General features: G+C 46.9%; 19 protein-coding genes and 1 tRNA gene. 14 read left to right on the forward strand and 6 right to left on the reverse strand.

Going from position 1 to position 24,957, the window contains the following annotated elements:
• Positions 1 to 437: 437 nt before the first annotated feature.
• Positions 438 to 3,815, reverse strand: a complete 3,378-nt coding sequence (locus ACN0TF_RS13175; RefSeq protein WP_417442270.1) for a translocation/assembly module TamB domain-containing protein — start codon at positions 3,813 to 3,815, stop codon at positions 438 to 440.
• Entirely contained in the window at positions 3,812 to 5,539 is a 1,728-nt protein-coding gene (locus ACN0TF_RS13180) for an autotransporter assembly complex protein TamA (protein WP_417442271.1), read from the reverse strand. Before ACN0TF_RS13180 ends, ACN0TF_RS13175 begins: the two co-directional genes overlap by 4 nt.
• 85 nt (positions 5,540 to 5,624) lie before the next feature.
• On the opposite strand from ACN0TF_RS13180, the gene ACN0TF_RS13185 reads away from it, so the two are divergent.
• The 7 genes from ACN0TF_RS13185 (at position 5,625) to ACN0TF_RS13215 (ending at position 10,772) form a co-directional block, all read left to right on the forward strand.
• Complete coding sequence (locus tag ACN0TF_RS13185) at positions 5,625 to 6,482, forward strand: HDOD domain-containing protein (protein ID WP_417442272.1); 858 nt, start codon at positions 5,625 to 5,627, stop codon at positions 6,480 to 6,482.
• Positions 6,483 to 6,577: 95 nt separating this feature from the next.
• Positions 6,578 to 6,654 (forward strand) — tRNA-Trp (locus tag ACN0TF_RS13190).
• Positions 6,655 to 6,721: 67 nt separating this feature from the next.
• Entirely contained in the window at positions 6,722 to 7,042 is a 321-nt protein-coding gene (locus ACN0TF_RS13195) for a hypothetical protein (protein ID WP_417442273.1), read from the forward strand.
• On the forward strand, positions 7,029 to 7,466 hold the full coding sequence (gene rimI / locus ACN0TF_RS13200) for a ribosomal protein S18-alanine N-acetyltransferase (RefSeq protein ID WP_417442274.1): 438 nt from the start codon (positions 7,029 to 7,031) through the stop codon (positions 7,464 to 7,466). The genes ACN0TF_RS13195 and rimI overlap by 14 nt, the downstream gene beginning before the upstream one ends.
• 18 nt (positions 7,467 to 7,484) lie before the next feature.
• Positions 7,485 to 8,231, forward strand: a complete 747-nt coding sequence (deoC, locus tag ACN0TF_RS13205; RefSeq protein ID WP_417442275.1) for a deoxyribose-phosphate aldolase — start codon at positions 7,485 to 7,487, stop codon at positions 8,229 to 8,231.
• Positions 8,232 to 8,235: 4 nt separating this feature from the next.
• Positions 8,236 to 9,576, forward strand: coding sequence for a thymidine phosphorylase (gene deoA, locus ACN0TF_RS13210; RefSeq protein ID WP_417442276.1), 1,341 nt, complete (start codon positions 8,236 to 8,238; stop codon positions 9,574 to 9,576).
• Complete coding sequence (locus ACN0TF_RS13215; RefSeq protein ID WP_417442277.1) at positions 9,573 to 10,772, forward strand: phosphopentomutase; 1,200 nt, start codon at positions 9,573 to 9,575, stop codon at positions 10,770 to 10,772. Before deoA ends, ACN0TF_RS13215 begins: the two co-directional genes overlap by 4 nt.
• On the opposite strand, the gene ACN0TF_RS13220 is transcribed toward ACN0TF_RS13215, so the two are convergent.
• On the reverse strand, positions 10,765 to 12,456 hold the full coding sequence (locus ACN0TF_RS13220; protein WP_417442278.1) for a methyl-accepting chemotaxis protein: 1,692 nt from the start codon (positions 12,454 to 12,456) through the stop codon (positions 10,765 to 10,767). The two genes, ACN0TF_RS13215 and ACN0TF_RS13220, sit on opposite strands and share 8 nt — an antisense overlap.
• Positions 12,457 to 12,633: 177 nt before the next feature.
• On the opposite strand from ACN0TF_RS13220, the gene prfC reads away from it, so the two are divergent.
• Both prfC and ACN0TF_RS13230 read left to right on the forward strand, forming a co-directional pair.
• On the forward strand, positions 12,634 to 14,223 hold the full coding sequence (gene prfC, locus ACN0TF_RS13225; RefSeq protein ID WP_417442279.1) for a peptide chain release factor 3: 1,590 nt from the start codon (positions 12,634 to 12,636) through the stop codon (positions 14,221 to 14,223).
• 5 nt (positions 14,224 to 14,228) lie between these two features.
• Complete coding sequence (locus ACN0TF_RS13230; protein WP_417442280.1) at positions 14,229 to 15,026, forward strand: TatD family hydrolase; 798 nt, start codon at positions 14,229 to 14,231, stop codon at positions 15,024 to 15,026.
• On the opposite strand, the gene ACN0TF_RS13235 is transcribed toward ACN0TF_RS13230, so the two are convergent.
• The gene (locus ACN0TF_RS13235) at positions 14,983 to 15,615 is read right to left on the reverse strand and encodes a YtjB family periplasmic protein (protein ID WP_243735037.1); all 633 of its coding nucleotides are present in this window, start codon (positions 15,613 to 15,615) and stop codon (positions 14,983 to 14,985) included. The genes ACN0TF_RS13230 and ACN0TF_RS13235 overlap by 44 nt on opposite strands.
• Before the next feature lie 27 nt (positions 15,616 to 15,642).
• Here ACN0TF_RS13235 and serB point away from each other — a divergent pair, with 27 nt between their 5' ends.
• Positions 15,643 to 16,305 (forward strand): phosphoserine phosphatase SerB, encoded by a 663-nt coding sequence (serB, locus tag ACN0TF_RS13240; protein WP_417442281.1) that lies wholly within the window; start codon positions 15,643 to 15,645, stop codon positions 16,303 to 16,305.
• Here the strand turns inward: serB and ACN0TF_RS13245 are convergent.
• Positions 16,279 to 18,783, reverse strand: coding sequence for a PilZ domain-containing protein (locus ACN0TF_RS13245; protein ID WP_417442282.1), 2,505 nt, complete (start codon positions 18,781 to 18,783; stop codon positions 16,279 to 16,281). The genes serB and ACN0TF_RS13245 overlap by 27 nt on opposite strands.
• 65 nt (positions 18,784 to 18,848) lie before the next feature.
• Between ACN0TF_RS13245 and radA the strand changes: the two genes are divergently transcribed.
• Positions 18,849 to 20,213, forward strand: coding sequence for a DNA repair protein RadA (radA, locus tag ACN0TF_RS13250; RefSeq protein WP_417442283.1), 1,365 nt, complete (start codon positions 18,849 to 18,851; stop codon positions 20,211 to 20,213).
• 51 nt (positions 20,214 to 20,264) lie between these two features.
• On the opposite strand, the gene ettA is transcribed toward radA, so the two are convergent.
• Entirely contained in the window at positions 20,265 to 21,929 is a 1,665-nt protein-coding gene (gene ettA, locus ACN0TF_RS13255; RefSeq protein WP_417442284.1) for an energy-dependent translational throttle protein EttA, read from the reverse strand.
• 159 nt (positions 21,930 to 22,088) lie between these two features.
• Here ettA and glyA point away from each other — a divergent pair, with 159 nt between their 5' ends.
• The 3 genes from glyA to ribD are packed head-to-tail and all read left to right on the forward strand — an operon-like array spanning position 22,089 to position 24,954.
• On the forward strand, positions 22,089 to 23,345 hold the full coding sequence (glyA, locus tag ACN0TF_RS13260) for a serine hydroxymethyltransferase (RefSeq protein WP_417442285.1): 1,257 nt from the start codon (positions 22,089 to 22,091) through the stop codon (positions 23,343 to 23,345).
• 39 nt (positions 23,346 to 23,384) lie between these two features.
• Positions 23,385 to 23,834 carry a transcriptional regulator NrdR gene (nrdR, locus tag ACN0TF_RS13265; RefSeq protein WP_011235103.1) on the forward strand — a complete coding sequence of 150 codons (450 nt, stop codon included), beginning with the start codon at positions 23,385 to 23,387 and terminating at the stop codon, positions 23,832 to 23,834.
• Positions 23,827 to 24,954: a bifunctional diaminohydroxyphosphoribosylaminopyrimidine deaminase/5-amino-6-(5-phosphoribosylamino)uracil reductase RibD gene (gene ribD / locus ACN0TF_RS13270; RefSeq protein WP_417442286.1), complete on the forward strand. Its 1,128-nt coding sequence runs from the start codon at positions 23,827 to 23,829 to the stop codon at positions 24,952 to 24,954. Before nrdR ends, ribD begins: the two co-directional genes overlap by 8 nt.
• The last annotated feature ends 3 nt before the right edge of the window (positions 24,955 to 24,957 follow it).

Here is a 24,957-nt window from a genome sequence, read left to right on the forward strand (position 1 = left end):
GAACTCAGAAGTGAAACACACCAGCGCCGATGGTAGTGTGGGGTCTCCCCATGCGAGAGTAGGTCACCGCCAGACTACAAATAAATAACCCCAGCCCAATCGGCTGGGGTTTTTTATTTCTGGTTGTGACCTACTGAGAGTAGGGTGAAGCGGGTCCCCGGTAAAGCCAACCATTTGGCTTTACCCCGCTGAACAGGTTGAGCTCTGCGAAACCTTGTCCAGACTTTCATTCTAAGAAGCCCTCAGCTTTCGTTTCATCGTATTTTGACCTTGCTCCCTAACCCACGGGAAGCTGCAGAGGCGGCAGGCTAAAGCCTGCCGATCCGACCACGTGGATCTCCTGTTCAATCTATCCAGGGTATAACTACTACCCCTCATGATGCGGGAGCATCAGGCTACGACACAACAATATTTGGTGATAAAGCGAGGAAGTGTGTTTAGTTTTCGATGGTATATATTAAATCGCCACCTTGACCTTCAGTAGTGGAGGTAGATTCAAAAAGCAATCTCTCAGACAGCGTGTAGCGCAGTATGAAAGTAGAGGTTGGTTCGAGTAACCCTATTCCATACTTAATATATAGACGAGGGGAGAGGTATTTACCGATATACAATGAGGTATCATTAACATCACTGGTTTCAGAATCCAGAGACACTTCATCTAAATCAAAAGTGTCTTTTATACCTTCGGTTAAAAATTTGGCGCTACGACCACCAACTAATAATGCGGCCTGCAGCTCAAGGTTATTTGCATCTCCTTGGCTACCCGGCGGTTTCCCGAACAAAAGATACGAGAGGATAGTACTGTCCGGAAGAGATGGAGTGGAAAAAAGGCTTAATTCAGGTCGGTCTATTGTACCGGTAACGCGGGCTCCTATCTTCTCAGGCGGCCGTTGATCTATGCCTGTCTGTTCGATATTTCGGGTAACTCTAAGGTTCAGAGAAGGGGTATCTAAAGGACCTCCATTAAAGAGCAAATCACCGCGTTCAATAGCCAGTTTTTGTCCGTAAATCTCGTAATCACCGGATACGACGCCAATACTGCCGTTACCTCGTGCAGCGGAATCGGGTTGTTGTGTAATCTGCAGTTTGCCTTTTAAGTTACCGGCAAAACCCAGAGCCTCGACACGAACTTGCTCTCCTAAACTTACCGTTATATCTGTATTCATAGAAAACAGAGGAGGGTCTTTCGATTCATTTTTTAGGGTAACATCAGCGGATTCTGTAACTGACTGGTCTAAATTGACAGGCGTTATTCTAGCCTTTGGTAAATCTAAATTACCTCTGACGAACACAAGATTTTTATCGAGCTCTAAAGTGATATCCGGTGACGCAACCAGGAGAAGATCTGGCGTATCTAAAATTAATAGATCTTTACCATTTATGGTTAGGTTGCCTGCTCGCTTAAACGCATTGAGCTCACCCTCAATAGTGACATCGCCTTCGCCTACTTTTCCGTTTGCGTTAACCGTGAATTCGCCAACATTTGCGTCTGCGGTGAGCTCCGCATTCAGTTTGGTAATTAATGTGCCACTGGCCAGCACAATGATTCTGTCGGCATTAAGGTTAACTTGTCCCGAAGCTGTTGGGTCATTTAAATTGCCTGCAATATTGAGTTCAGCGCGTGTACTCCCATCGCCAATATCCACTTGCGGCGCTAATAAATTCAGTAACTCTAAACTTTTAGAATTTAATGAAACCTTTCCGGAAAGAAGGCTGTCAGGAGCTACTTCTTCGATAGTAAGTTGCCCTGATAGGTTAAAATCTATTTCCTCAGCTACCACCGTCATTCCAATATCGATACCTTCGTTATCACGGTTTTTGGTGGTTAAGTTAAGCTGATTTAAAGTAACTTTTTCTTCACCGGCCAGCACTTGGCTGTTATCTGCGTTAATAACTCCGTTAAGCTTCTGCAACGTCATATTCTCAGAATCGAACGCACCGCTAACCTCTGCCGATATAGCCCCCGTTAGCTTATAAGCTACGTCGGGTAATACAAGAGCCTGAAGTAAGTCCAGCGGAACTTCTCTGGCATTGGCATCGAAATTTATTACCTTGTCCTGCTGTTCTAACTTAAGGCAGAAGGGGTTATCTATCCCTTCGTAACTTAGACAAACAGGGGTAGTGTTGAACGTGACGTCCTCATAGTTAAAACCCGCTGTTATAGGTTGGTTTAAGCTAACGGTATTGTAGTCAGGGTGCTTGAGGTTAAATTTATTAACGCCTAATTCAAACTCTGGTTGGTTTAATTGCCCACTAATATCACCGGTAGCTACAACCTCGCCTTTAACATCAGAGAGCTCGCTTAAATCTTTAGACGTTACTTGCCAGGCGAGTTTCTTGCCAGGGCTAAGCGCCCCTTCAGCTATAAGCGACTGCGCTCCCCAGTTAGCATTGAACTGATCAACAAATAAGTAGGGCTCTGACAAACGCAATTTCACTTCTGCATTGACCGTCCGCTGTTGATATTCACCCGAAATATCCGTAGTTAAAGATAGATTGTCTTTCCAACTGATATCAGCTTTGCCACTGACAGTTTCATCATTATGAGTAAGTTCCAGGCTTAAGATACTTAGGCTGTCAGGCTTAAGTTTAGCTTGAGTAACAAGCTGTAAGTCTTCTTCTAGCAGGCCAGACAGTTCGTTGCTTAAGTTAATCGCAAGTTCATCCAGTTTGCCTTTGGCCTGTAAACGGCCTTCGCGGCTGCTGATACCGTTTGGTTCGTAGGTTATTTCTTCCCAGCTTGCTGAAGCATCAATCAGCGGAGTCGTAGATAGTGAAGAAACGTTTCCCTGCAAGGTTAACTGTCCCTGGATATCGCCTTTAGAATGCACATTGAGTGGTGCGAAATTTATTATGTTGTCTTGATAGCTAACGGCTCCTTCAATATCCATTGTCTGTTGATTAACTGTGACAGTTATGTCGGGCTCGATATTGGCTTGTGTTAGTCCACCTTCGCCGCGTATATTTCCGCCTAAACTCAATTCAACCGGGTTAGCTCCGGCACTTGCCAGCCACTGGGCCAGGTTATTCTCTTGCCAACTGCTGTCAAACTGCCAACTAAGCTTGTTCAAAGGGTTATCGATTTTAGTGGTAATTGCACCGACAAGTCCCTCGGACAGCTCACTATTTGTTGTCAGAGACCGAATGTCGCCAGTTATCTCCGTCTTTACTTTAAGAGAAGGGATGTCTGGTGAGTGTACATGGGTGTTATTCTCAAGCTCGCTTTTAAAAGGGTAAGATAACTTAGTTTTTCCGGAAATCTCGGTGGTTAGGTATTGGTGCTCCAGACGAAGCTGTCTGATATTAAGCTGGCCATCAGCATTAATTCTGGCTGATGCTTCAATCGTTAGTTCCTGAGAAGGGTTTTCTAAAATAAAAAAACGGCTTTCCTCAACCAGCAAGTTCCGCAAGTTGACATCTAAAGGCAGCTCAATTTGAATGTCTTCAATAGAGGATTCAGAATCAGCATCCTGACTCGAATTCTGAGCTGCACGAAGACGGATTTCGCCACCAAGGCTTTCGATATTATCTATTCGGATAACACCGGAGAACAAAGCTAAAGGAGCCCAGTTTATGACTAACTTGTCCGGTGTATAGGAAAAAGTTTCGCTCTCAAAACGAAAATCTTCAAACTCAAACTCATTCAGCAGGGTTCCATGAAATTCTTTGTACTGGATGTCTACCGGTAAATACTTTTGCCCTTGAGTGAGTATCCAGCGGCTGCCAGCTTCACTGCCAATCAGGCTGATAGCCAGTAGTGGAACTAAAACAACCACAACAAGTACTGTAATGGCCAGCCAACGATAAATGCTCATAAATCGGGGCCTAAAGTAAAGTGCAGGCGCCAGGGCTTATCTGGCTCATCTATTGCCTGAGCCAGATCCAGGCGAACCGAGCCGATTGGGGAAATCCAGCGTATTCCGAATCCGACACTTTGCTTAAGTTTCTCATTAGGTTCAATCATGGCATTACCAATATCCGTGAATAAAGCGACACGCCAATTTTCCTTAAAGCGATAATCAATTTCCGCGCTGGCAACAGCCAAATAACGGCCACCTAGAATAGTTCCTGTATCGTCTTCTGGTCCTAATTGTTCATAAGCGTAGCCGCGCACGCTGTTGTCCCCGCCAGCGAAGAAACGTAGCGAAGGAGGCAACTGATTAAAATCATCTATATAGGTAGCGCCGGCTTCGGCTCTGGCAAGAAAACGTATATTGTCTGTAACAGGGACAACCGCTTTAAAGCCAAGTTCCACGCTGGCCATATCGGCATCGGACAACAATGCTTCATTTGCTGCTTTTAAAGTCACATCAAAACGAAAGCCTTTGTCGATATTCAACCTTCCGTCGGCTGTCATATAGTTCCAACTAGCCTGTGGAATTAAAAACTGACTGGTTCCTGAACTTTCACCAATTTCGAAGTCATCACGTTGCCAGTTTAGCCCGTACTCGCGTCGCCATTTATCCATTGCAACAACGCTGGATGCGCCAAAGCGGTACAGTCGGTTAGTTTGTCCTTCATTGTCTTTATCGGAAGCTTCAGCCCGAATCTGGTAGTAATCTGACTGCGGATTTTGGCCCGGAATAATGTAATTCGCGCCAATACGGCTCTCTACTTCAGATAATTGCGTCATTCCCCGAAGTTGATGCCCCTGAGTATTGACCCAACGGCGGTTAAGACTGGCACTAATACGTGCCCCGGTATCGGTACCGTAACCCACACCATATTGGTACTGGTTTCTGAAGTTAGGCTCGGAGCTGACAGAGATAGGTACTGTGTGCTCTTCGGCGCTTCCCCAGTCCGGACTGACCTGAACTTGAGAGAAATATCCGCTGTCTCCCAATGCCACTTGTAATTGACTGAGTTCCTGCGTGCTGTAGCCTTCGCCGCGCTCAAAAGGAACAAAGCGATGGAGTAATTCATCGTCAAGTATATCTTGTTCAAAAGTGACCTGACCGTACTGGTAGCGTTTTCCGGAATCAAAAACGACCTCTATATCAGCGGTGTTTGCTGCGATATCAATTTCGACATTGTGTTTTAGAAAGCGAGCATCGTGATAGCCGCGCTGACTGGCTAATGACAGTAACCTGGACTTAACTTGTTCGTAATTGCTATGAATAAAACGTTGTTTTTCTTTGAGGCTATTATTCTCTGCTATTTTTTCAAACGCCTTGTCTTCAGCCGCGTCGCCCTGAATTTTCCACATATTTTTAGCAATTTGTACCGGGTCATTCAGCTCAATTTGATAGGCGGCTGACCAACCTCCGTCAACTGTTTCTAGTTGAGCATTCACTTCAACCTGATAATATCCATATGGGCGGAGTGCTTTTCTAATATCGGCAGAGGCTTGTCGATGCAGATATCGAACTCTGTAGTCGGCGTAACTTTTGTCTTTATCCAGACGGGCTATTTGCAATAGCGCCATAATATTGGCGTACTCGTCTCCTTCAACACCGGAGACCTCAACTTCAACTGAAGCGAGAGCTAGTCCGCTGAAAAGTAAACTACAGCTAAAAAGAATACATCGAAAGTAACGCATTGAAGTGTTATACCAGACAAAAAGTTACGACATAATCGCATGCTTTAAGATTTCATGTAAATCATTGGTTCAACCCGGAGACTCTATGGCGATAGAAATTACGACAGCAGAAAAACGATTGTTACAAAGAGTGAGTATTCCACCACGCCCCGAAACTTTGCTAACTGTGAGTCGTGAAGCCAAAAAAAGTGAACCTGATGTTACCGTTATCGCTGAATCTATTTCTGCTGATATGAGTATAGCGTCCGCTGTTTTGCAGGTTGTTAATTCTGCCGCCTATCGTAGAGCGAGAGAGGTAGATTCAATTCAGCAGGCAGTCATGACTCTTGGCTTTCGTCGGGTTTTTCCGATTGTTCGGGCAGTTGCGCTTAAGTCGGCTTTGACGTCGGACTATGATCTCAGCGAGTTTTGGCGTTATAACGAGTGGGTTGCGAGCGCCTGTGTGATGATAGCTGAAGCCATCGGGCGACCCGAGTTGAGAGATCATGCTTATATGCTGGGCCTTTTTCAAAGCTCGGGAATACCGGTGATGTTGGCTGAGTTCGATGATTATGCCGACTTACTCAATGCTGCAGAAAGCACGCCTTGGCAGCAAGTTCAGGCCAAAGAGCTGGAGCTCTTCCAGACCACACATACCACTATCGGTGCGCTACTGGCACAACAATGGAAGTTGCCGAAAATTGTTGTTGAAGTCATTTATTATTTGTTTGAAGACAGTTCAATTTTCAATCACTCCAGCGAACTCGACAGTTTAACCCTCGACTTATTGGGAATACTAAAGATATCACGGTACGCAATTGATTTGAGAACCCGCAGTTTGGCCGGGGAAGAAGAATGGCAGTATGTTCAGGATGGCGTACTTGAGCATTTTCAAATCGATGAGTTTAAGGTAGATGAGATGCTGCAGATTGTTCATGAGGAGCTTTTTGACGCAGAAGCTTAGCCATAATTGTTTAATTTATCTGCAAACGGTAGGTGAAGCTGTAAATATCGCTTGTCTGAATACTGGGTGTCGGTATAATTCTTCGCTCAAGCGTTAGGGGCGTAGTTCCAATTGGTAGAACAGCGGTCTCCAAAACCGATGGTTGGGGGTTCGAATCCCTCCGCCCCTGCCAGTTTCTAACTGGCTATCCTTCCCAAGCTTGAGTAAACTGCATTTATCTGTTTTCAACGGTAATCGTCATGCTCCCAGAATGGACCAGTCAACAACGCGCCGCATTACAAGTTATGGGTATTCCCGTGTGGGAAAAGAAAAGTGCGCCGGCACCGGTATTTTATTATCGTCTGGGGTCACTCTATTTACGTGGACAGAATGAGTTGCCTGTTTCTCTGCCCTGTTGGCTTGATGACCTTTGCTTGTATCTCGGACAACGCCCGGTTGCTATAAAAGCTCCCTCTAAAACTCCAGACTTGTGTTTCGATTACACTGAGAGTCTTAACGGTTCCGTTCCGGTTGAAACAAAAAAGTCCCTCTGGCAGCAACTGGCACATGCAAAGCTTTAACATTGAGGATTTTCGACCCAGTGAGCTTGAATTTTCGGTTGAAAAAAAAGCACATAGTACTCCCTGGTCCTGGTCTGTATTTAGCGAAAGTTATGGTGAACAATATCGTTGTCGGCGGCTATTGCGCGACTCAAAGGTTATTGGTTTTACTATCAGTCAGTTAGTTGCCGATGAATTGACGTTGCACAACATTGCTGTGGATCCTGACTTTCAGGGACAGGGCTTTGGTTACAAACTCATGCAGGACTTATTAGACTATGCTGAAAAGAAACACTGCGTTGTGTTTCTGGAAGTTCGTGCCTCCAATGCTGCCGCTATCCGTTTATATGAAGGCAATGGATTTGATACGGTAGGGCGCAGAGTCAATTATTATTCAGCCGCTGACGGGCGTGAAGACGCTTTAGTTATGCGTTGGGAAAGCTAATAACCAAATGGAGTAATTATGCCATCAACACAACAGGTACGGGCACTACAGGCTTTGTCCTTTATGGATTTAACCACGTTGAATAACGATGATACCCGAGAGGTTATTGAAGACTTATGCCAACATGCCTCGATAAATAAAAAAAGTGTCGCTGCGGTTTGTGTGTTTCCTGAATGGGTGGCATTGGCTCGCCAGTTTCTCAACGAGCAGGGGCTGGATACCAAAGTCGCTACGGTCACTAACTTTCCTGATGGCAGTACTAATGTGGCCCGCGCGGCAGCTGAAACTGAGCGCGCTATAGCGGCTGGAGCACATGAGGTCGACGTGGTTTTGCCTTATCTGGCTTTATTGCAGGGTGATGAGAGCACTCCGGCTGAATTGGTAAGAGAGTGCAAGGATATATGCGGTGATTCCGTTCAGTTAAAAGTCATTATTGAATCAGGCGAACTTCAGCAACACGATAAAATCGTTCTGGCCAGTGAGTTAGCTATTGCTAATGGTGCTGACTTTATTAAAACCTCAACCGGTAAAGTATCGGTAAATGCTACTTTGAAAGCGGCTGAAGCCATGCTGGGAGTCATTAAGTCCAGTCAAACAGATTGTGGTTTTAAAGCCGCAGGTGGAATCCGGACTCTGGATGATGCGGTTCAGTATATTGAGTTAGCCGAGCGGATTATGGGCGAAGACTGGGTTACGGCTGATAACTTCCGCATCGGAGCCAGTAGCCTGTTGCAGGATCTCCAAAGCCTTTTGGTTAAGGTTTAAGCTTATGTTTTTGGCGCAAGAAGCTATTCGCAAAAAGCGTGACGCTGTGAATTTATCTGACACCGATATTCAGCAGTTCGTTAACGGAATTTGCGATGACAGCGTCAGTGAGGGGCAAATAGCCGCGTTGGCTATGGCTATTTATTTTCGCGGTATGTCGGCGCAGGAAAAAACAGCTTTAACCGTTGCTATGCGAGATTCCGGCGATGTTCTTGACTGGCGACAGGACAATTTAAATGGTCCGGTATTGGATAAGCACTCAACCGGCGGTGTCGGTGACGTCGTTAGTTTAATGCTGGGTCCTATTGTCGCAGCCTGTGGTGGCTATGTTCCGATGATTTCGGGGCGTGGTCTGGGACATACTGGCGGTACGCTGGATAAATTTGACGCCATCCCCGGCTATCAGACCGCGCCGGATAATCAACGCTTTCGCGACACGGTTAAGCAGGCTGGTGTTGCCATTATTGGGCAAACAGGACGTCTGGCACCAGCTGATAGCCGCTTTTACGCAACGCGCGATGTGACCGCGACAGTGGAGTCGATTCCGTTAATTACAGCTTCTATTCTGGCAAAAAAGCTGGCGGAAGGCCTTGATGGTTTGGTTATGGACGTTAAAGCCGGCAATGGTGCATTCATGCCAGGTTACAGAGAGTCTAAAGAGCTTGCGCAGAGTCTGGTGAGTGTCGGCCGTAAATTGGGAGTGGAAACCACGGCGCTTATTACTGACATGAACCAGGCATTAGGTTCAGCTGCCGGTAATGCGGTTGAGGTTCAGTTAGCCGTCGATTATTTAACGGGAAAGCGCAGAGATAAACGTCTGCATCAGGTAACAAAAGCGTTATCTGCTGAGTTGTTGGTGTCAGGAAACTTGGCTAAAAATACTGACAAAGCTGAGGTTATGGTTGAAAACGTGCTGGAAAACGGTTTGGCGGCGGAACGTTTTGAAAAAATGGTCAGTTCTTTGGGCGGGCCTCACGACTTTCTGGAGAAAAGCGACCAGTACCTGCCTCGGGCAAACCTGATAAAGCCGTTAAAGCTTCCCGCCGAGTATCATGGGCTATATTTATCGGAAGTGAATACAAGAGAACTGGGAATGGCGGTTGTCTGTTTAGGTGGAGGTCGGCGCAAAGCTGATGATAAATTGGATTTAAGCGTTGGTATGACCGATATCCTGACCATTGGATCGAAAGTGGACTCAGAGAGTGTCATTGCAACAGTGCATGCCAGTAACGAGTCGGACTGGCAAGAGGCTGCCGATAGCATACTGAAAGCTTTGAGTTTTTCCTCTAACCCGCCGGAGCCCGACTCTGTTATCTATGAGCGCATAGCCGGAGAGACTGAATGAGCAGAGCCATTGTTCTGGTATTAGATTCGTTTGGTATTGGTTCAGCCCCCGACGCTGAGAAGTTTGGTGACGAAGGCGCTGATACTTTTGGCCATATTGCTGAATACAGGTATCAGCAGGGGCAACCCCTACAGTTACCTAATCTGACCCGGCTGGGCTTAGCTGAAGCTCATAAAGAAGCGACGGGCATCTATGCCAAAGGTTTTCATGAAGTGGAAACTCATGGCGCCTATGCTTGTGCTGCAGAACTCTCGTCCGGAAAAGACACACCCTCTGGTCACTGGGAGCTAATGGGCGTTCCTGTACACTTCGAATGGGGTTATTTCCAGGATAAAGAAAACAGCTTTCCCAATGAATTATTAGCTCAAATTCTTAAGGCCTGCGAACTCGACGGTTATCTTGGTAATTGCCATGCTTCGGGCACTGAAATCCTAAAGCAGTTAGGTGAGCAGCACATTCGTAGCGGTTATCCTATTTTTTATACCTCTGCCGATTCCGTGTTTCAAATTGCCGCGCACGAAAAACATTTTGGTCTGGGGCGTTTATATCAGGTATGCGAGAAGGTTAGGGCGCTTATAGAGCCATATAATATTGGTCGTGTTATTGCGCGTCCTTTTATTGGTGACAACGCTGACAACTTTGAGCGCACAGCCAACCGCAAAGACTACTCTGTTTCACCACCTAAGCCGACGGTGTTGGATAAGCTTCAGAATAAAGGCGGTAAGGTTATTGCTATCGGTAAAATTTCGGATATTTTTGCCGGACAGGGAGTTTCCGAGTCAGTCAAAGCCTCGGGGCTGAACGGGCTTTTAAGTGCGACATTAAACGCCATGGAGAAAGCTCCGGAGAGCACATTAATTTTTACTAATTTAGTGGATTTTGACACCTTATATGGACACCGGCGCGATATTGATGGTTATGCCCGGGAACTGGAAGCGTTCGACCAATGGTTGCCTGTTATTGAATCGGCAATGAAACCGGATGATGTTTTGGTATTAACCGCTGATCATGGCTGTGATCCCACCTGGCAGGGAACCGATCATACCCGTGAATTTATTCCTTTATTACTGTCGGGTCAAAACGTGCAGGCCGGTAACCGGGGAAGACGACACAGTTTCGCCGATTTAGGGCAAACACTGTGTCATCTATTTGACTTACCCGCGATGGAAGAAGGCAAGGCGATTAAGCTTAGCTAACACGATACCGCTTAACGTTATTCTCGAGTTGTGCTGCTGTGTCACTAAGCTCTTTCATATGCTCTCCGGCCTGTTGAGTACCATCTGCGGTTTGCTTCGCAATATCGACAATTGCGGTCATATTTTGGTTTATGGTTTCCGAAACCGATGTTTGTTCTTCCGCTGCAGTCGCAATTTGTGCGTTCTGCGTGTTAATGGTGTTTACCGCCTCCAGAACTTTCGCCAAAGCATTTTCCACTTCCGCCGCTTCAGCGACACTGGTTTCACTACCTTCTTTTATTGAGGCCATGACGCTGGACACTTTTTTACTGCCTTGCTGCAGTTGCTCTATCATCGATTCAATTTCGTGGGTGCTGTCCTGAGTTCGTTTTGCCAGAGTGCGAACCTCGTCGGCAACAACGGCAAAACCTCTACCAGCTTCACCTGCCCGAGCCGACTCTATTGCCGCGTTAAGCGCCAGTAAGTTGGTCTGTTCGGCAATACCGCGAATAACATCAAGCACAGAGCCAATTTTTGCTGAGTGCGCGTTTAGCTGTTCAACTTCTGATGCGCCATTTTCGACTTTTTCTGCCAGGCCGTGAATGACATTAACGGCTTTGGTCAGCAGGTGGTTACTGGAATGCACCAATTCTTCCGCCTGTTCAGCTGCTGACGACGCTTCGCTGGCGCTACGGGCGACTTCATGAGAAGCCGTCGACATTTCGTTAATCGCGGTTGCCACCTGCTCACTTTCTGCCTGCTGCTCGGTTACTCCCTCACGAGCGTCTATCAGAACTTTGTCCAGTTTTTGAGTGGAGCGGCTGACGGAGCTCGCAGAATGACGGATATTGGTTACCATATCGGAAACCTGGTCGGCAAAATCGTTAAAGGCTTGCCCAAGATCGGCCATCTCATCGTTGCTGGTCGTATCAAGACGCTGGGTAAGATCACCATCGCCTTTTGCAATTCTTTCCATAGCGTTAAGGGCGTTACGCAGTGGTTTAGTAATTCCTTTGACCACAAACAACGCCAGCGCGGCGATAATCAGCAATGCAATAATTGACGCAATGATGGTTTCAAAAACGGCGTCGGCTAGTGCTTCATCAACATTATTTTCAATTCTGGCGGCTTCCTGCTCCATTCCTGCTGTCCAAAAGCCAGTACCTATTACCCAGTTCCACTCGTTTAGTAGCTTGGCGTAACCGAGTTTAGGATTCACTTGCTGCTGAGTATTCTGCCAGTCATATTTGACGAAGCCGCCACCGCCTTCTGCTTCTTCAATGAGCTTTCTTATAAGGTAAACCCCATTAGGGTCCTGAAAGTCGAACAGGTTTTTACCTTCAAGGCTTTGATTAACGCCATGAGCAACACTGACCCCCTGACGGTCATAAACAAAGAGGTAACCCACATCGCCAGAATCATCAAAACGTAGTTGCCGTAGTATTTGTTTTGCGCGTTCTTGTCTTTCCTGTAACGAGCCCAGAGAAGTGTCTTTTACAAGGTGCTGGATAGAAGTAAATGCTAACTCCAAATAGTTAGAAAGCTCCTCTCGACTGTCTTTTTCCATTTGCGTTGTGAATTCTTCAACGGCGTTTTGACCAACAGTCGTCGACTGAGACAAGTTATACCAGGTTAAGAACACGGCAATAAGTACCGGGGGGATAAGTGCCAGAGAAAATACTTTCGCTTTTATCGTCAGTTGCATGTGTAGGTTACTCGGGTTGTTCATGTCAGTTTGCAGTTTAGTACAGGCTCGGAATGCTATCTTTTAGACGTTAGTACTGTATCTATCTCAGATTATAACAATCCATGGTTTGTGTATCGGCAGCAGATCAGCGAAAATAAGCAATATAGTTAAATTTAACCAATAAGAGTCTTGTTGATGTCTGAATCCAGCTTGCAGAATGAAGTCGCCAAACGTCGTACCTTTGCCATTATCTCTCACCCGGATGCCGGTAAAACCACGATTACTGAAAAGGTCTTGCTGCATGGTCAGCAGATCCAAAAAGCGGGAACGATAAAAGGCAAGAAGTCTGGTCAGCATGCAAAGTCAGACTGGATGCAAATGGAGCAAGAACGGGGCATATCTGTAACCACCTCGGTCATGCAATTCCCTTATCATAATGCCCTGGTGAATCTATTAGATACTCCCGGACACGAAGACTTCTCAGAAGATACTTATCGCACCCTGACCGCCGTCGACTCCTGTTTAATGGTTATTGACGGGGCTAAAGGTGTTGAGGACCGAACTATTAAATTGATGGAAGTGACACGTTTACGTGACACTCCTATTATCACTTTTATGAACAAACTTGACCGTGACATTCGCGACCCGCTTGAGTTGCTGGATGAAGTGGAAGATGTTCTGAAAATTATGTGCGCACCTATTACCTGGCCGATTGGTTCCGGCAAAAACTTTAAAGGGGTTTATCACCTTCTTAAAGATGAAACGATTTTATATAAAACCGGGCAGGGGCACCGAATTCAGGAAGAGACCATTATAAAAGGTCTTGATAACCCTGAGTTAGATGAGAAGCTAGGTGTCTGGGCAGATGAGCTACGTGAGCAAATCGAGTTAGTGAATGGTGCATCAAACCCCTTTGATAAAGAGCTGTTTCTTGCCGGCGAGTTGACGCCGGTGTTTTTCGGAACGGCATTAGGTAACTTCGGTGTGGATCATATGCTGGATGGTCTGGTCGACTGGGCACCGAAACCTCAAGGGCGGGAAACCGATCAACAAGAAGGCGTTAGTGCCACCAGCGAAGACTTCTCCGGTTTCATTTTTAAAATTCAGGCGAATATGGACCCGCGTCACAGAGATCGGGTTGCCTTCATGCGTATTGTGTCCGGTAAGTATGAGAAAGGTATGAAAATGTGTCAGGTTCGTACAGGTAAAGACGTGCGTATCAGTGATGCATTAACCTTTTTAGCGGGTGACCGTTCGCACGTGGAAGAAGCCTACCCAGGCGATATCATTGGTCTTCATAACCACGGAACTATTCAAATCGGCGATACCTTTACCGCCGGCGAAGACTTCAAGTTTAGTGGTATTCCGAACTTTGCGCCTGAACTTTTCCGTCGTATCCGCCTGAAAGATCCACTAAAGCAGAAGCAATTATTAAAAGGCTTAGTGCAGTTATCTGAAGAGGGCGCCGTGCAGGTGTTCCGTCCGCTTATCAGCAACGACCTGATTGTTGGCGCTGTTGGTGTACTGCAGTTTGATGTGGTTGTTCATCGCCTGAGAACAGAATACAAAGTGGATGCCATGTACGAAAATATTAACGTCGCGACAGCGCGCTGGGTGAGTAGTAAAGACGAGAAGAAACTGGATGAGTTTCGTCGTAAAGCAGAAGCGAATCTGGCATTAGATGGCGGTGACAACCTGACCTACATTGCCCCGACTATGGTGAACTTAAGCCTGGCAGAAGAGCGTTACCCTGATATTGAGTTTACTCATACACGCGAACACTAAAGCTTATGAATACGCTTTACGACACTCATTGCCATATTGATTTTCAGGCATTTGATGAGGACAGGGAGCAAGTTTTAGAAGCGGCTGCCGAAGCCGGAGTTGGACGTTTTATGGTGCCGGGTGTTAGTGCTGAGCAATGGCCCCGGCTGCAGCAGTTAGTTAATCAGTTTTCAAGCTGGCGCTTTGCTTTAGGCTTGCATCCCTGGTTTATTCAACAACATAATCTGAACCACCTGCAAGAGCTTGAACAAGCCTTAGATACTCCGCATGAGCGGTTACGGGCAGTGGGCGAAGTAGGGTTGGATGCTACCTACGATAATTCGGAGCTGCAGCGCGAGCTCTTTATTGAACAACTGAAATTAGCGAAGAGCTATCGCCTGCCAGTCATTATACATCATCGTAAAACTCTGGAGACAACTCATCCGTTAGTCAAACAATATGGCCCAGAGCAAGGCGTTATACACGCTTTTAGCGGCAGCTATGAGCAGGCTATGAAGTTTGTTGATTGCGGTTATAAGCTGGGTGTTGGCGGAGTAATTACTTACACCCGGGCACAAAAAACGCGACAGGCAATAGCCAAAGTACCGCTATCGGCTTTGGTGCTAGAGACAGACTCACCGGATATGCCTATTTGCGGACATCAGGGAGAACGTAATGAACCGGCAAGGATTGCAAAGGTTTTGAGCGTTTTAGCCGAGTTGAGAAAGGTTGATAAAGACTCGCTTAGCGAAGCTTTATGGAAGAACAGTTGTGAGCTGTTTAATGATGCTCAACCTGCCAGTAACGATCACGTATCCGGTTAAAGCCAAGCATAATAAATACACCGGCCAGCATCGCCAAAAGAAGTAACAGTTTACCTTGTTGCATCAGGCCGTTATGGGCGGTCTGGCTTTGCTTCAATAATAAATTTTTATCGAAAATGACCTGTAAATAACCACTCACATTGTCTTCCAGGTTAATTTCTTCAACCAGTACCCATGGCTCAGAAGTGTCTTCGCTAGTGGGCCAGTCAATAATGGATGAATTAACGCCACTGTGCACGAGCAGTTCACCAAAACGGTTACGAATGGTTGCCGCCATAACTTCGGGGTGGCTGGCGATATTGTCGGTCAGAGCAGTTAAGCGCTCGGTATTTTGATGTTCAAGCCAATAATGCGCTTCGTGCTCGGCCTGATCCATCATAAGCTGAGTTACCGACTGAGTTTGCGAGAAAAGTTGCTGTTGCGACTGGACACTGGCAATATTCCAGACATTAATAATGATTAGCAGTAATCCACCGGCAGCGGCTAAGCGCAGAGCACGTTTCGTCATAATACGAATAATGGCTTTGGTTTTGTTGTTAAGCAAAGTACTTTTTACTCTTTGCCATTGCCTGGATTCTGTTAGTCGCATGAGTTCAGCTCAGGAGTTTCCCGTTAAATGAAACACAGTTCTGGTTTAATTGTTTTCGACATGGATTCTACCTTAATTCATATTGAGTGTATCGACGAAATTGCACGATTAAACAACCGTTATACTAAAGTCTCGGCCATAACGGAAGCCGCTATGAGGGGTGAAATTGATTTCGCAGAGAGCTTAACCCAGCGTGTGGCCTGCCTTGAAGGCATTAAAGAGTCTGATTTGGAAAGTTTATTTTCTCCTATTCCATTTAACCCCGGTGCTAAAGAACTTATTCAGGCGCTGCAAGCCGCGGGCTGGAAAACTGCACTGGTTTCCGGTGGTTTCACCTGGTTTGCAAACAGGGTTCAAGCGGCTCTGAATCTGGATGCGGTTGTCGCCAACCAGTTGGAAGTAGCCGATGGCTGTCTGACCGGGAAGGTATTAGGTGACATTGTTGACGCTCAAGTTAAAGCTGCACAACTTCAGCAACTGGCCGGGCATTGGAATATTCCGGCTGACCGAACTGTAGCGGTAGGAGACGGCGCTAACGACGCCTTAATGCTTAAAGCCGCCGCTGTTGGTATAGCCTTTAATGCAAAACCGGCATTACAGGCTATTGCGGATTATTCTGTCAATTCCAGTAACTTACTCGAGATACTAGGCTGCCTTAAACAGTCAGAACTTATTGAGCCAGTTATTTAAGCGCTCCTGTTGTTCCTTAATGGCATCGGAGCCCGATAAGGCAAACTCCAGTAAGCTTTCGGTCACATCAACTGTGTCTGCAATGGCGTATACCTGCCATAAGTCTTCTTCTATTTCCTGTGCCCGGTAAGCAGCATAGCGGCTAATGTAATTCAGTTCGGCCTGAATAAACTGAGTATCAGGGCGTCCTGTTCTGGAAAGAGTCACAGTGACAGCCCGAAAGATAGAATTGGGTATACTTTGCTCAATAAATGATTCAATGGCCTGGTTGTCATTACCCTCCAGCCATTGGGTCTGAACAATGTCCTCGCCATTTTGACGATATAACCGTAGTAACAGCAATAAAGTGACAGGTTCTGACGTACGGTCCATCTCATTTAACCTGGGGAGAAGTTCTTCTGTTAACGAAGAGCCTCGCAGCAGCGGTTGTAAATTAATTGCACTTGGCTGACTGCCGGGAAATTTAGCTAATAACTTAGCCCATCCGGATGGCCAGTTAGAGAGACCGGCCCGGCGCACAGAGGTTTTACGTTTTTTGTTTCTGTACAGGAAAACCGGCAATGAGCCCGGAGCGTCACAGTACAAATTGCGCAGACAAAGTTCGAGCCCATTTATTGAGGTGTTTTCCACTTGCAGCTTAAGCAGGTCGCGCTGTTCACGAATTAAAAAGCGTATGAACTCCGAGCCCATGTGTTGTTCGTGGTCACCTTCAATTTTCAAACGTAACGTGGTGCGGGCATCGTCAATAGAAGCTATGGTGTAAGCTAAATGGTCTAACTTGGCTTTTTTATACAGTTTCTTAAAGCCGGTCAGAGAAATGTCGACGTTGTCACCTTTTTCTGCCGGTAGTGGTGTATCAATTTGTACTTGCAGACCGCTGACAGAAAGGTCAATGATCATGCCGTCACGAACCAGCTTACCGACTTTAACGCGGCAGCGGCTGCGGTAGCTGAAGCGTTTCTCACTGCGTAAGTTAATAAACTCAAGGCGTGCTTCTTTTGTGCGAATAGGTGTGGAAGGTGGATGCGCGAAAGCTTTTAATGATACCAACTGCTCTTTTTCGATACCTGTATCGAAAAAGCCCTGCAAACTATCAGTTATATCGTTGACCACTCCCATATATCGTAAGGGTGCTATCGCTCTTTTAACTTGTGCTGTAGGTGGGTTGATGCGAAACGGAACATTAATGTTTTTCGGTACGCTCTGAGGTTGCCATGCCTGATTCAAATCTACCCGGCGTAAATCGATTTGATAAACTCGCCAGGAGGCTTTTTTACTGCCAAAGGCAATATAAGTGTCCCATAACCCAGTTTTTTGAAGCTCTTCTGCGGTGGCTGAGTAGTTGTATATTTTTCCGCGTGCGGTAATGGAAAAGGTCATTACCAGTAAACGAGAATGCTCTTTTTGAGCTAAGTCCTGAAGTAACCAGCGGCTGCGGCGTAGATTAAAAATAGAACCGAAACTGATTTGATTCAGTTCATTAATCCAGTTACTTAAAATAAAGCGGTTGTTGTCGGTGGTTAATACGTAATCGGCTACCAGTTGTTTGTTTGACTCAGAAAAGAACACCGGTAACTGCTGCATTCTGGGTAACAGGAATTGCTCGTGTCCTTTATTGAGTATTGTGTTGTAAGTATTGTCGACATTAACGCGGTAGCGTTTTTTATAACCATTAATAAATCGATGAAAAAACTTATCCAGTTCGGCTGACTGATAATCCGGGTCTCGATTCAAACTCAAGTAGTGTTTACCGTCTACCTCCTGAACTCCGACAACGCGATAGGGAATTCGGGTTTCGGGGTTTACCGTGAACTCTTTCGCCAACCCGGTAAAATAAAGCGAAAGGGAATCGCCATATTGTAGATTATGTTCATCGTTGACACGCACGCGCATCCCCGTAATGGAAATATCAGCCGTTATCGCCTGATAATTTTTTCCTTTACTGTCTTCAAGCCCGACTTCGATGGTAAAATTCATTCGTTCTTCGGCGCGGTAAGGGTACTGGCCAAAGTGGAATGTTTCCAGAAGGTAAGATTCAGCCTCGTTGTCGCTGTTCAAAAATGGTGATTGACCACTTAAAGGCTCGGCATTGTGGTCCGCTAAACTTTGTGCGAAGGCTCTTTCTTCTTCGCGAGCCTGGCGTAAATGGTTGTCTGCATCCAGTATTTGTTCAAAAGTATCCTGGGTGAAAACGCCTTTATAGGTTTCCAGACCTTGCTCAAAAATTTCAATAGCAACATCGTCAAGCTGATGCCTGCGCCCATTGTATTCGTAAGGACGGCACTCGCCATCGACCTGATTACGCAAGTCAACAGTGCGATGACAGGGAGCAGCTAAACGTCTAAGCTCCATTTTAAGCTTGAACTTTGTGGGACCATCTTCGTTTTCAGTTAACGACTGAAATAAGGTGTCAAAGTCAGTATCGTAAACGACGGGTTTTAACTGATCGATAAGTTGGTCAAAATAATGGTTCGGCATCGAAGTCTAATATTTTTTATAGTTATTCTTGAATAATACCTCATCATAAAACGAGAAGCAGACGAATGGCAAAAGCAAAAAGTGCGTATGTGTGTAATGACTGTGGCGCCGACTTCCCGCGCTGGCTTGGGCAGTGTCCGGAATGTAAGGCCTGGAACACGCTAACTGAAATTCGTTTAACATCAAAAACAACCCCTAATTCATCGGAACGGCGGGGCTTTAGTGGTATTACCGAAGGCCGGGTGCAGACCCTGAACGAAGTGGACTTACAGGAGGTGCCGCGTTTTAGCTCGGGCTTTCAGGAGTTTGACCGCGTTTTAGGCGGCGGTGTTGTGCCCGGTTCGGCCATACTCATCGGCGGTTCACCGGGGGCGGGGAAAAGTACGTTATTACTTCAGGCCTTATGCAAACTGGCAGAACGCATGTCGGCATTATACGTTACTGGTGAGGAATCTCTGCAGCAGGTGGCAATGCGGGCTCAGCGGCTTAACCTGCCGACGAATAAACTGCGTATGCTGTCTGAAACCTCAGTGGAAAGCATTTGCCAGCTGGCTGATAAAGAAAAACCCGCCATTATGGTCATTGATTCCATTCAGGTGATGCATATGGCCGATATTCAATCGGCACCGGGCAGCGTCTCTCAGGTGCGCGAATCAGCCGCGTTTTTAACGCGTTACGCCAAACAAAAAAATGTGGCGATTATTATGGTCGGGCACGTGACCAAAGAAGGGCATCTGGCGGGGCCGAAAGTTCTGGAACATTGCATTGACTGCTCCGTACTTCTGGATGGCTCATCAGATTCCCGTTATCGCACCTTACGTGGTACCAAGAACCGGTTTGGTGCGGTAAATGAACTCGGCGTATTTGCGATGACAGGTGGCGGACTGAAAGAGGTCTCGAATCCATCGGCTATATTCCTGCAGCGCGCCGAAGATCAGGGCAATGGCTCTGTGGTGATGGTGATTTGGGAAGGCACCCGACCCTTGCTGGTTGAAATTCAGGCCTTGGTCGATTACTCGGCTCTTGCGAATCCTCGGCGCGTTGCGGTGGGGCTTGAAGCTACACGGCTTGCGCTGTTGTTGGCGGTTCTGCATCGGCATGGCGGTTTACAAGTGTCGGATCAGGACGTTTTTGTGAACGTTGTTGGCGGGGTTAAGGTATCCGAAACGTCGGCAGATTTAGCGTTGTTGCTTGCTATTGTCTCCAGCTTTAAAGGCGAACCGTTAGCACGTGAGTTAATCGTGTTTGGAGAAGTAGGGTTGGCCGGTGAAATACGCCCGGTACCTAATGGTCTGGAGCGTTTAAACGAAGCGGCTAAGCATGGTTTCAAAAAAGCTATTGTACCTATTGGTAATACGCCCAAAACCTCACCCAAGGGTATGGAAGTTATTGGGGTGAAAAACCTTCAGCAAGCGCTGGATGTCATGTAATTCGGAAATAAAAAAGGGGAGCGATAAAGCTCCCCTTTGCTATTCAGCCTATTAACCAATAGGTTTGTATTTAATGCGGTGCGGCTCCATGGCCTGTTCACCGAATTTTTCTTTCATATAAGCTTCGTAATCGCTGTAGTTACCCTCGTAGAATACTACTTCGCCTTCATCGCGGTAGTCCAGAATGTGAGTAGCAATACGGTCAAGGAACCAACGGTCGTGCGAAATAACCATCACTGAGCCCGGGAATTCCAGAATGGCTTCTTCCAGTGCCCGCAGGGTTTCCACGTCTAAGTCGTTGGTCGGCTCATCGAGTAACAAGGTGTTGCCACCGGCTTTTAGCAGTTTGGCTAAATGCACACGGTTACGCTCGCCACCTGATAGTTCACCAATGCGTTTTTGCTGGTCGGTACCACGGAAGTTAAAGCGTCCAACATAAGCCCGGCCGTTAACTTCAAAGTTACCAATTTTCAGAATGTCGTTGCCGTCAGTAATTTCTTCAAAGACGGTTTTGCTGTCATCCATGTTGTCACGGAACTGATCAACGCTGGCTAATTGCACGGTTTCGCCCAATTCAACTGAACCGCTGTCAGGTTGCTCTTGTCCGCTAATCATGCGGAATAAAGTGGATTTACCCGCGCCGTTTGGACCGATAATACCAACGATAGCGCCTTTGGGAACGCTAAAGCTTAAGTTATCAATCAGCTGGCGCTTGCCGTAAGCCTTGCTTATGCTGTTAACCTCAATAACTTTATCGCCTAAGCGAGGGCCCGGTGGAATAAACAGTTCGTTGGTTTCGTTACGTTTTTGGTAATCGCCACTTTGTAGTTCTTCAAAGCGGTTAAGACGTGCTTTGCTTTTCGCCTGACGGCCTTTCGGGTTAGTACGTACCCACTCAAGTTCTTGCTTAATGGTGCGCTGGCGTGCTTTTTCAGAGCGCTCTTCCTGCTCCAGACGTTTCTCTTTTTGTTCCAGCCAGGAGGAGTAGTTGCCTTCCCACGGAATGCCGTAACCACGGTCCAGTTCAAGGATCCAGCCCGCAACGTTATCAAGGAAATAACGGTCGTGGGTAATAGCAACCACAGTACCATTGTAGTCATGCAGGAAGCGTTCAAGCCAGGCCACCGATTCCGCATCCAAGTGGTTGGTGGGCTCATCAAGAAGTAGCATGTCGGGCTTCGATAGCAACAGGCGGCAAATGGCCACACGGCGTCTTTCTCCACCTGACAAGTTACCGATTTTTGCATCCCACTCCGGCAAACGAAGTGCATCAGCAGCGCGCTCAAGAATGTTGTCGATATTGTGCCCGTCTTTTGCCTGCAACAAAGCTTCAAGCTCACCTTGCTCTTTTGCTAAGGCGTCAAAGTCTGCATTTTCGTCGGCATAAGCGGCATAAATTTCGTCAAGCTTAGCGAAGGCCTCTTTTACATCGGCCACAGCCTCTTCAACGGTTTCTTTCACCGTTTTATCTTCATCCAACTGAGGTTCCTGAGGCAGGTAACCAATTTGGATGCCTGCTAAAGGACGAGCTTCGCCTTCGTATTCATTATCAATACCCGCCATAATTCGCAGTAAGGTTGACTTACCAGCACCGTTAACGCCTAAAACACCAATTTTGGCGCCGGGATAAAACGACAGAGAAATGTCTTTTAAGATAGTTTTCTTGGGTGGAACAACTTTGCTCACCCGCGACATTGAATAGATATATTGCGCCATAGCGACGTAAAATCCTTCTTATCAACAAAAAAGTTACTGCATAGTTTACTGTGATTTACGGACATCCCCAAACTTTGTTGTGCTGAACTAGGCACTCATTTGTGTTTTAAGGTAAAATAGCGGGCAAATTAAGACCATTTAATGATTTGGAGAGCTGTAATGCTGAAATCTGAGATGAACATTGCCGACTTTGACGCGGACTTATGGCAGGCGATGCAGGATGAAGTTGAACGTCAGGAACAACACATTGAGCTGATTGCATCGGAAAACTACACCAGTCCGCGGGTAATGCAGGCTCAGGGGTCACAACTGACTAACAAGTACGCAGAAGGCTATCCGCACAAGCGTTACTACGGCGGCTGTGAGTTTGTCGATAAAGTCGAGGACTTAGCTATTGAGCGCGCAAAAGAATTGTTCGGCGCCAAGTACGCAAACGTACAACCGCATTCCGGCTCTCAAGCTAATACCGCTGCCTTTATGGCTATGATGGAAGCAGGCGATACCTTCCTTGGTATGAGCCTGGCTCACGGCGGTCACTTAACACACGGCTCTGGTGTGAACTTTTCCGGCAAACTATACAATGCGGTTTCATACGGTCTGGATGAATCCACCGGTGAAATTGACTACGCTGAAGTTGAAAAGTTGGCGCAGGAACATAAACCGAAAGTTATCGTCGCAGGCTTCTCTGCTTATTCAGGCATTGTTGACTGGGCTAAATTCCGCGAAATTGCCGATAAAGTTGATGCTTATTTAATGGTTGATATGGCGCACGTAGCGGGTCTGGTTGCAGCTGGCGTCTATCCTAACCCGGTACCTTATGCTCATGTTGTCACTACCACTACGCACAAAACTCTGGCGGGTCCTCGCGGCGGTTTGATTATTTCTGGCAGTGACGACGAAAAGTTACACAAGAAATTAAACAGCGCGGTATTCCCGGGTAACCAGGGTGGGCCACTTTGTCACGTTATCGCTGGTAAAGCGGTGGCTTTTCAGGAGGCATTGCAGCCAGAATTTAAAGATTACCAAAAACAGGTGTTAGTGAATGCCAATGCCATGGTAAAAACCATGCAGGCGCGGGGTTACAAAATTGTGTCGAACGGCACTCAGAACCATTTGTTCCTGGTCGATCTTATCGACAAAGATATTACTGGTAAAGACGCTGATGCGGCTTTGGGTAACGCGTTTATTACTGTTAACAAAAATGCGGTTCCTAATGACCCGCGTTCACCTTTTGTCACTTCAGGTTTGCGTTTAGGCACGCCGGCAATTACTCGCCGCGGCTTTAAAGAAGCGGAAGCTGAGCAGGTCGCCAACTGGATTTGCGATGTGCTGGATGACATTGCTGACGAAAGCAAAATTAATGAAGTTCGCGAGCAAGTAAAAGCGTTATGCGCTAAGTTTCCGGTTTACGGTTAATTGCGAGTAGTTGTAGAGCGCACATAAAGGAGTCAGGCAATGCATTGTCCATTTTGCGGCACACAGGATACTAAGGTTATTGATTCGCGACTGGTTGCGGATGGAGCCTCAGTTCGTCGCCGACGTGAATGTAATCATTGCAAGGAGCGCTTTACAACGTTTGAGACAGCTGAGCTGGTCATGCCCCGGGTTATCAAAACCGATGGTTCCCGCGAACCATTTAACGAAGATAAACTCCGAAATGGACTGCTGAGAGCGCTGGAAAAGCGGCCTGTGAGTCTCGAGTTGATGGAGCAGGCCATTAACAAAATAAAATCCAGTATCCGGGCGACCGGTGAGCGTGAAATAAGCAGTAATTTCGTCGGCAGTCTGGTCATGGAAAACCTCAAGCAGATAGATAAAGTGGCGTATGTGCGTTTCGCTTCCGTTTATCGCTCGTTTGAGGACATTCGCGAATTTGGTGAAGAAATAGCGCGCCTTAATGACTGAGTTAAACTCGCAGTATTTTGACCATCAAATGATGCACCGTGCGTTAATGCTGGCGCGGCGCGGGCTGATGACAACCCGGCCAAACCCTGCGGTGGGTTGTGTCATTACTTTTGATAATAAGGTTGTGGGCGAAGGCTGGCATCATCAGGCTGGCGAACCTCATGCTGAAGTACATGCTTTGCGCGCGGCCGGGCAAAAAGCCAGGGGCGCAACGGCTTACGTCACGTTGGAGCCATGCAGTCATATAGGCCGCACACCTCCTTGTTGCGATGCGTTAATTGAGGCCGGAATAAAACGTGTTGTGGTTGCAATGCAGGATCCAAACCCCCGGGTTAGTGGCAATGGTATTCAGCGTTTACAAGAGGCCTGTATTTCTGTGGACGTAGGTGTACTGCAATCGGCTGCCGAGAGTCTGAATCCGGGGTTTATTTCCCGCATGACGCGACAACGCCCGTGGGTAACCCTAAAAATGGCAACCTCACTGGACGCAAAAACAGCATTGTCAGATGGCCGCAGTCAATGGATAACGTCCCCTGACGCTCGCAGTGATGTACAGTTTTTCCGGGCACAGGCCGATGCCATACTGAGTGGTGCCGCAACGATTTTGGCTGACAACCCTAAATTGACAGTGCGTGTTGATCAGTGGCCAAAATCACGGCCGTTGCCTGAGCCATTAAAACAGCCGGTACGTATTATTATTGACAGTCAGCACCGGGTGAATGATGAGGCCAGAGTTTTTGACTCTCCGGCGCCGGTTTGGTTAGTGCGAACAACTCCCGGTAAGCCTAGTCGCCATCCACATTGTCATGAATTAATTATAGCCGCAGACCCTAACGGCAAAGTGAGTCTGCCGGCGCTTATGGTTGAATTGGCTAACCGCGAAATTAACCAGCTATGGACTGAGTGTGGGGCGAATTTGGCGGGCGCTCTTATTCAGCAGCGATTATGCGACAGATTGATGATTTACAGTTCGGGTCAGTTATTGGGCCATCATGGACGTTCGGTTATCGACATGAACGAGCCGTTGAATTTAGCTTCAGCACCAAGGTTTAAAATTATTGATCGTCGGCAGATAGGCCCTGATCAACGCTTGGTAGCAGTACCTCATACACAAGATTAAAGG

It is taken from the genome of Idiomarina sp. (assembly GCF_048265525.1).
Classification (GTDB): Bacteria; Pseudomonadota; Gammaproteobacteria; order Enterobacterales; family Alteromonadaceae; genus Idiomarina.

Bases quoted from the DNA above. Each gene is read 5' to 3' on its own strand.
- deoA (WP_417442276.1), top strand. From the start codon at position 8,236: ATGTTTTTGGCGCAAGAAGCTATTCGCAAAAAGCGTGACGCTGTGAAT.
- ACN0TF_RS13215 (WP_417442277.1), top strand. From the start codon at position 9,573: ATGAGCAGAGCCATTGTTCTGGTATTAGATTCGTTTGGTATTGGTTCA.
- serB (WP_417442281.1), top strand. From the start codon at position 15,643: ATGAAACACAGTTCTGGTTTAATTGTTTTCGACATGGATTCTACCTTA.
- deoC (WP_417442275.1), top strand. From the start codon at position 7,485: ATGCCATCAACACAACAGGTACGGGCACTACAGGCTTTGTCCTTTATG.
- nrdR (WP_011235103.1), top strand. From the start codon at position 23,385: ATGCATTGTCCATTTTGCGGCACACAGGATACTAAGGTTATTGATTCG.
- ettA (WP_417442284.1), bottom strand. From the start codon at position 21,929: ATGGCGCAATATATCTATTCAATGTCGCGGGTGAGCAAAGTTGTTCCA.
- ACN0TF_RS13180 (WP_417442271.1), bottom strand. From the start codon at position 5,539: ATGCGTTACTTTCGATGTATTCTTTTTAGCTGTAGTTTACTTTTCAGC.
- radA (WP_417442283.1), top strand. From the start codon at position 18,849: ATGGCAAAAGCAAAAAGTGCGTATGTGTGTAATGACTGTGGCGCCGAC.
- ACN0TF_RS13220 (WP_417442278.1), bottom strand. From the start codon at position 12,456: ATGCAACTGACGATAAAAGCGAAAGTATTTTCTCTGGCACTTATCCCC.
- ACN0TF_RS13185 (WP_417442272.1), top strand. From the start codon at position 5,625: ATGGCGATAGAAATTACGACAGCAGAAAAACGATTGTTACAAAGAGTG.
- rimI (WP_417442274.1), top strand. From the start codon at position 7,029: ATGCAAAGCTTTAACATTGAGGATTTTCGACCCAGTGAGCTTGAATTT.
- prfC (WP_417442279.1), top strand. From the start codon at position 12,634: ATGTCTGAATCCAGCTTGCAGAATGAAGTCGCCAAACGTCGTACCTTT.
- ACN0TF_RS13235 (WP_243735037.1), bottom strand. From the start codon at position 15,615: ATGCGACTAACAGAATCCAGGCAATGGCAAAGAGTAAAAAGTACTTTG.
- glyA (WP_417442285.1), top strand. From the start codon at position 22,089: ATGCTGAAATCTGAGATGAACATTGCCGACTTTGACGCGGACTTATGG.
- ACN0TF_RS13195 (WP_417442273.1), top strand. From the start codon at position 6,722: ATGCTCCCAGAATGGACCAGTCAACAACGCGCCGCATTACAAGTTATG.
- ACN0TF_RS13230 (WP_417442280.1), top strand. From the start codon at position 14,229: ATGAATACGCTTTACGACACTCATTGCCATATTGATTTTCAGGCATTT.
- ACN0TF_RS13245 (WP_417442282.1), bottom strand. From the start codon at position 18,783: ATGCCGAACCATTATTTTGACCAACTTATCGATCAGTTAAAACCCGTC.
- ACN0TF_RS13175 (WP_417442270.1), bottom strand. From the start codon at position 3,815: ATGAGCATTTATCGTTGGCTGGCCATTACAGTACTTGTTGTGGTTGTT.
- ribD (WP_417442286.1), top strand. From the start codon at position 23,827: ATGACTGAGTTAAACTCGCAGTATTTTGACCATCAAATGATGCACCGT.